We start from the raw sequence: 5,578 nt of genomic DNA, 5'->3' as shown, positions 1-5,578 counted from the left end.
GCATCGGCTGCGCCCCCTGCACGGCGAAGCCGAAGCCCGGCGAGGACCCCCGCTCCGGTCGCTGGGCCGGTCGCGCCAAGACCGAGTGCGGGCTGCACGCATGACCGCCCTGGAGGAGACCGCCGTGACCCCCGCCGTCACGACCCCGGCCCTGGACGCGCTCGACGCCCTGGAGTCCGAGGCGATCCACGTGTTCCGCGAGGTCGCCGGCGAGTTCGACCGCCCGGTGATCCTGTTCTCCGGTGGCAAGGACTCGACACTGCTGGTGCACCTGGCGATCAAGGCGTTCGCGCCGGCCAAGGTGCCGTCGGTCTGCTGCACGTCGACACCGGGCACAACTACCCCGAGGTCATCGAGTTCCGGGACCGGGTCGCCGCGCAGCACGGGCTGCGCCTGGACGTCGCCCGCGTCGAGGACTACCTCGCCGACGGCCGGCTCGTCGAGCGCGCCGACGGCACCCGCAACCCGCTGCAGACCCAGCCGCTGCTCGACGCGATCGCCGAGCACCGCTACGACGCCGTGTTCGGCGGCGGCCGGCGCGACGAGGAGCGCGCCAGGGCCAAGGAGCGGATCATGAGCCTGCGCGACGCGTTCGGCCGCTGGGACCCGCGCAAGCAGCGCCCGGAGCTGTGGACCCTCTACAACGGACGGCACGCCCCCGGCGAGCACGTCCGGGTGTTCCCCATCTCCAACTGGACCGAGCTCGACGTCTGGCGCTACATCCGGCGCGAGGGCATCGAGCTGCCGTCGATCTACTACGCGCACGAGCGCGAGGTGTTCCAGCGCGACGGCATGTGGCTCGCCGAGGGTCCCTGGGGCGGAGCGCGCGACGGCGAGAAGCTGGAACGCAGGTCGATCCGCTACCGCACGGTGGGCGACGGCTCGTGCACCGGAGCCGTCGAGTCCACCGCCACCACCCTCGACGAGGTCATCGCCGAGGTCACCGCGTCGCGGCTCACCGAGCGTGGCGCGACCCGGGCCGACGACCGGCTGTCCGAAGCCGCGATGGAGGACCGGAAGAAGGAGGGCTACTTCTGATGGTCGACACCGCCACCCCGCGCGACCTGCTGCGCTTCGCCACGGCGGGCTCCGTCGACGACGGCAAGTCCACCCTGGTCGGGCGCCTGCTCTACGACACCAAGTCGGTACTGGCCGACCAGATCGAGGCCGTCGAGCGCGCCTCGGTCGACAAGGGATGTCCACCCCGGACCTGTCGCTGCTCGTCGACGGCCTGCGCGCCGAGCGCGAGCAGGGCATCACCATCGACGTCGCCTACCGCTACTTCGGCACGCCGCCGCGGGAGTTCGTGCTCGCCGACACCCCGGGTCACGTGCAGTACACCCGCAACACCGTCACCGGCGCCTCCACCGCCGAGCTGGCGGTGCTGCTGGTCGACGCCCGCAACGGCGTGGTCTCCCAGACCCGCCGGCACGCCGCGGTGCTGTCGCTGCTGCGCGTCCCGCGTCTGGTCCTGGCGATCAACAAGATCGACCTCATCGAGTACGACGAGGCCAAGATCGCCGACATCGAGCGCGAGTTCACCGAGCTCACCCGTTCGCTCGGCTTCGACGACGCCGCGGTGCAGGTCATCCCGGTGTCCGCGCTGGTCGGGGACAACGTGGCGTCCCGCAGCGGGCACACCCCCTGGTACACCGGGCCGACGCTGCTGGAGCACCTGGAGTCGGTCCCGGTCGAGGGCCCGGACACCACGGCCCCGTTCCGGATGCCGGTCCAGTACGTGATCCGGCCCCGCACGGACGAGCTCCACGACTACCGCGGCTACGCGGGCCAGGTCGCCTCGGGCACCGTCCGTCCGGGCGACGAGGTCGTCGTCCTGCCCGAGGGGCACCGCACCACCGTCTCCGAGGTCCGGACCGCCGACGGCCCGCTGGCGGCCGCCGGGGCCGGGCTCAGCGTGACGGTGCTGCTCGCCGACGACATCGACGCCCCCCGCGGCGCCCTGATCGCGGCCGCGTCCGACGTCCCGGAGGTCACCTCCGAGATCGACGCGACGCTGTGTGTGGCTGGCCGAGAAGCCGCTGCTGCCCGGCGCGCGACTGCTGCTCAAGCACGGCACCCGCACCACCCAGGTGATCGTCGGGGCGCTGGGGTCGCGGCTGGACACCGAGACGGTGTCCTACGCCCCCGCCCCGGAGAAGCTGGAGATCAACGACATCGGACGGGTGTCGCTGCGCGTCGCCGACCCGCTGCCGGTCGACGCCTACGCCCGCGTCCGCACGACCGGCGGGTTCCTGCTGATCGACCCGCCGACGGGCAACACGCTCGCGGCCGGGCTGGTGGGCGACCCGCTCGCGGCGGTGCCGGCCGCCGGCTGACGGTGACCACGCCCGACGGCCCCGCACCCGCTCCGGGTGCGGGGCCGCGGTCGTCCCCGGCCCCGCGACGACGACCGTCGCGACCCGGCGATGATCGCGACGAGTGAGGGGAACGGTGCCCGAACCGGCACCGATCCTCTCACTGCCGGCGATCACCGGGTGGGCGCGACGGCGCACGGTGTCCGGACCGGCCCCGGTGTATCGGGTCACAGCCGCAGCCCACGACAGCGGGCCGACCCCGGAACCATCCCGACACCAGCTGGTCACAGCCGTTGTCCGGACATCTTCACCGCGGTCCCGACCTGCGGACGTCGGCTTGTCGACACCCCGCTCGCGTTCCACCATGGATCGGTGACCACCACCGCCACGCCCGCCGACCGGGTCCTGTCACCCGGCCGCTCGCAGGCGGATCCGGCGGTGTCCTGGCACCTCGTCGCGCACCTCGAGCGGTTCTGGCCGTCGCGCCGGCTCGACGCGTTCGACGAGTTCTGTCGCGCTCGCTGACCCGTCCCACGGCGCCGAGCGCCACCCCACCACACCACCGGTCACCGTGACCGCGGCCGCCCCCGCACCCGCGTCCCCCACCGGGACGCGCCGGGGCCCGGGACCGCGTCCGCCGGCAGTCCGGGAAGGATCGTCCGTGCCCACACTCATCGTCTTCGCCCTCGTCGGCCTCGCGGCCCAGCTGGTCGACGGCGCGCTCGGCATGGCCTACGGCATCACCTCGACCTCGCTGCTGGTCTTCGCCGGGATCAACCCGGCCACCGCGAGCGCCTCGGTGCACCTGGCCGAGGTCGGCACCACGCTCGCCTCCGGCGCCTCGCACTGGCGCTTCGGCAACGTCGACTGGAAGCTCGTCCTCAAGCTGGGCGTGCCGGGTGCGGTCGGCGCGTTCCTGGGAGCGACGCTGCTGTCGGCGCTGTCCACCGAGAACGCCGCCCCGTTCATGTCGGGGATCCTGCTCGCCCTCGGCGTCTACGTCCTGCTGCGCTTCAGCGTGCGGCCGCCGAAGGTCGCCACCGCCCGCACCTCCCCGCACGGCGCCCGGTTCCTGTCCCCGCTCGGCCTGGTCGCCGGCTTCGTCGACGCGTCCGGCGGCGGCGGGGGGGCCCGGTCTCCACCCCGGCCCTGCTCAGCGCCGGACGGACCGCACCGCGCACCGTCGTCGGTTCGGTCAGCGCCTCGGAGTTCCTGGTGGCGCTCGCCGCGAGCGCCGGGTTCCTCGTCGGGCTCGGCCACGAGGTGCTCGACCCCTCCACCATCGGCGGGCTGCTGATCGGCGGGGTGCTGGCCGCGCCGCTGGCGGCCTGGCTCGTCACCCGCATCCCGGCGCCGGTCCTGGGCTCGGCGGTCGGCGGCGTCATCATCCTCACCAACGCCCGGACGCTGCTGCGGGCCGCCGACGCGAGCGGTGCGGTGACCGCGGCCGTCTACGCCGTCATCCTCGTGCTGTGGGCGCTGGCGATCGGCGCGGCGGTCACCCGGCTGCGCCGCAGCCGGACCGAGGACGCGGCGACGCCGGTCGACCAGGAGCAGCCGGTCTCCACCGGCTGACCTCCCCACGGGCCGGGCGGATGCGGTGTCCGGACACCCCGTCCGTCCCGTGGGCGACACCTTGTCCGCTTCGTCCCGACAGCGCACGATCGGGGCCATGACCGCCCCGGTGTCCCGTCGCTGCGCGACGCACCCCGCGGTCCTCGCGCACCTCGCGCGACACCGGGAGGAGTTCTGGCCGTCCCGGCGGCCGCACGCCTACCACGAGTTCTGTCCGCGGTTCTGACGCGCGTGGCCCGGCCGGGTCACGCGCCGCCGTGTACCCGCGCACCCACTCGTCGTGGAGGAACTCCATGTCCCGCACCACCTCCGGGGGCCACCCGTGAGCACCCCGTCCGACACCCACGCCGGCACCGACCACGAGCCCGGGGACGTCCCCGCACAGCGGCGCCTCGCCCTGAACGAGGACTGGGCCGCGACGGTCGTCGGCCTCCTCCTGCTCGTCCTGATCCTGTCCGGGCTCTGGCCGGGGGGCTGGTCCCGTGACCGACCAGCACGCCGGCCGACCGACCGAGCCACGGACCACGCCGCCGACCGCGCCGCAGACCCAGCCGCAGACCCAGCCGGAGACCGGGCCCGACACCGGGACACAAGCGCCGACCCGCCCCCCGTCCTGTGGAGGCTCGGCGGCGTCGCGGTCGTCCTCGTCCTCGGCGGACTCGTCCGCTACCTCGAACAGACCGTCCCGGACGCCGCCGAGGGCACCGCGCTGTCCGGGATCGCCGACGCGATCGAGTACCCGGTCTACGCGATCGCGCTCGGGCTGCTCGGCAACGTCGTGCTCACCCTGACCGGGCTGCGCGAACGGCTCTCGGGCGGCTTCCGCACCGAGTTCTTCATCAAGACCGGTCTGGTCCTGCTCGGCGCCTCGATCGACTTCTCGGTCATCGTCCGCGCCGCCGGACCGGCCGTGGTGCAGGCGGTCGTCCTGATCACCGTGGTCTTCGGCTTCACCTGGTGGCTCGCCGGGCGGGCCGGGGTCGACGACAAGCTCCGCGCCCTGCTGGCGTCCGCGGTGTCCATCTGCGGCGTCAGCGCGGCGATCGCGGCCGCCGGCGCGGTGCAGGCCCGCAAGGAGCAGCTCGCCTACACGGCCAGCCTGGTGATCCTCTTTCGCGCTGCCGTCGATCTTCCTGCTGCCCGCCGCCGTCGGGGCGCTGGGGTTGTCGCCCGCCGTCGCCGGTGCGTGGATCGGCGGCAACATCGACACCACCGCCGCGGTCAGCGCGGCCGGGGCGATCGTCGGCGAGGAGGCGCTGCAGATCGCGACCATCGTGAAGACCACCCAGAACGCGCTGCTGGGCGTCGTCGCGGTGGCGCTGACGGCCTACTTCACGCTGAAGGTCGAGCGCAGCGGCTCGGCGGGCCGGCCGGCCCGCGCGAGTTCTGGGAGCGCTTCCCCAAGTTCGTGCTCGGATTCCTCGCCGCCTCGATGATCGCGACCGTGTTCGTCGCGACCGCCGGCTCCGACGTCGCGAAGCCGCTGATCAGCGACGTCAACGCCTTCCGGACTACGTTCCTGATCCTGGCCTTCGTCTCGATCGGCCTGGAGTTCCGGATGGCACCGCTGCGGGAGGCCGGGTGGCGCCCGATCGGTGTGTTCGCCGCGGCGACCGGGGTCAACCTGGCCGTCGGCCTCGGACTGGCGGTCCTGCTGTTCTCCGGTCTGACGGTCTGAGTCCGGGTCC

The 5,578-nt window shown here is 73.7% G+C and carries 4 protein-coding genes and 5 pseudogenes; all 9 read left to right on the top strand.

The features are described from left to right. Nucleotides 1–104: pseudogene (locus KPL57_RS62990) on the top strand (phosphoadenosine phosphosulfate reductase); the annotation flags it as partial. Continuing rightward, nucleotides 101–1,038, top strand: a pseudogene (gene cysD, locus KPL57_RS62985) (sulfate adenylyltransferase subunit CysD). The pseudogenes KPL57_RS62990 and cysD, both read left to right, overlap by 4 nt. Continuing rightward, nucleotides 1,038–2,336: pseudogene (locus KPL57_RS62980) on the top strand (sulfate adenylyltransferase subunit 1). The pseudogenes cysD and KPL57_RS62980 overlap by 1 nt, the downstream one beginning before the upstream one ends. 351 nt (nucleotides 2,337–2,687) lie before the next feature. Beyond that, nucleotides 2,688–2,840: a hypothetical protein gene (locus KPL57_RS62975; protein WP_020624367.1), complete on the top strand. Its 153-nt coding sequence runs from the start codon at nucleotides 2,688–2,690 to the stop codon at nucleotides 2,838–2,840. A gap of 202 nt (nucleotides 2,841–3,042) precedes the next feature. Beyond that, nucleotides 3,043–3,890, top strand: a pseudogene (locus KPL57_RS73580) (sulfite exporter TauE/SafE family protein). A gap of 97 nt (nucleotides 3,891–3,987) precedes the next feature. Next, entirely contained in the window at nucleotides 3,988–4,116 is a 129-nt protein-coding gene (locus tag KPL57_RS68895) for a hypothetical protein (RefSeq protein ID WP_255677809.1), read from the top strand. A 54-nt stretch (nucleotides 4,117–4,170) separates the two neighbouring features. Then, a pseudogene (locus KPL57_RS71470) lies at nucleotides 4,171–4,995 on the top strand (putative sulfate exporter family transporter); the annotation flags it as partial. A gap of 58 nt (nucleotides 4,996–5,053) precedes the next feature. Then, complete coding sequence (locus tag KPL57_RS68885) at nucleotides 5,054–5,326, top strand: YeiH family protein (RefSeq protein WP_264200058.1); 273 nt, start codon at nucleotides 5,054–5,056, stop codon at nucleotides 5,324–5,326. Next, nucleotides 5,299–5,568: a hypothetical protein gene (locus KPL57_RS68880; protein WP_308253478.1), complete on the top strand. Its 270-nt coding sequence runs from the start codon at nucleotides 5,299–5,301 to the stop codon at nucleotides 5,566–5,568. Before KPL57_RS68885 ends, KPL57_RS68880 begins: the two co-directional genes overlap by 28 nt. Nucleotides 5,569–5,578: the final 10 nt, after the last annotated feature.

Source organism: Pseudonocardia sp. ICBG601 (assembly GCF_020496245.1).
This window is presented reverse-complemented; position numbering and strand designations above follow the sequence as displayed.